We start from the raw sequence: 1,064 nt of genomic DNA, 5'->3' as shown, positions 1-1,064 counted from the left end.
GTTGCAGCCATGTATCCGGGCTCAGTTCGCAGCAATCGCTGCGGGCCCACGATGAATATCCGCAGATGGGTACCCCATCAGAGCCTCGGGCCTGGATGCCCTTGGTGCAAAGCGGGTTTGGCCCACCACGGTCCGACCGTTGTGTCATTGAATTGAAGTCTGCTCAAGCAACCTCTGGGAAGTAGATGCTGCGGCGATGTTAAACGCTGGTTCTGTCAATTCGTCGTACTGGGTCGTGCTGGCACATGGCTAGCCTGATAGGCCTGACCGCGTATCAGCATGGCCCACGCTGTCCGTGCATTCTTTGCCGCGAGCGCCACGGCAGCGATGTTTTTGTGTCGGCGGCGGCACAGTTTCATTAGCCAGGAATCGGCCATCTCGGGCCTGGTGGCTGCCATGCGTATAACCGCGCGGGCGCCATGAATCAGAAGTGTTCGTAATGCCGTATCGCCACGCTTGCTGATGCCCAGCAGGCGCGGCGTGCCACCGGAGGAATGCTGGCGCGGGACCAGACCCAGCCAGGCAGCGAGTTCCCTGCCGCTGCGAAAGGCTCGGACATCACCGATCGAGGCTGCCAGGGCCGATGCGGTGAGCGGTCCGATCCCGGGTATGGTTTCGAGAAGCTGGCCGGGCGCATCCGTACGATGGATCGCGCGGATACGCCCTTCCAGTTCGGCCACCTTGTTCCCAAGTTCGCGCAGGTGCTCGACGAGCATCTGGATTAACGCCCGGAACGGCTCGCCATGCTCGCTGCCGCGACTGGAAAGAGCCTCGATGGCACGCTGCCCCAGCAGCCGGATACCTTGTGGCAGCACGATACCGAATTCACCCAGAAGCCCGCGAATCTGGTTGGCCAGTGCGGTGCGCGACTTGACCAGCCCGGCGCGTGCGCGGTGCAGCGACAGCATTGTCTGTTGCGCCTGCGTCTTGACCGGCACGAAGCGCATGTGCGGTCGCTGTATCGCCTCGCAGATCGCTTCAGCGTCGGCCGCGTCGGTCTTGTTGCTCTTTACGTAAGGCCGGACGAACTGCGGGGCGATCAGTCGAACGGTGTGTCCGAGCTT

Annotated in this window: 1 protein-coding gene; it reads right to left on the bottom strand. The window is 62.5% G+C overall.

Annotated elements, in window-relative coordinates; genetic code table 11:
- Positions 1-215 precede the first annotated feature (215 nt).
- Positions 216-1,064: IS110 family RNA-guided transposase (locus tag HV744_RS36590; protein ID WP_175154088.1), on the bottom strand; the 849-nt coding region annotated here is incomplete at its 5' end.

This window comes from Paraburkholderia ultramafica (assembly GCF_902859915.1).
GTDB classification, from domain to species: Bacteria; Pseudomonadota; Gammaproteobacteria; order Burkholderiales; family Burkholderiaceae; genus Paraburkholderia; species Paraburkholderia ultramafica.
Note: the sequence above shows the minus strand (reverse complement) of the source record. Positions and strands in the feature narration are given on the sequence as shown.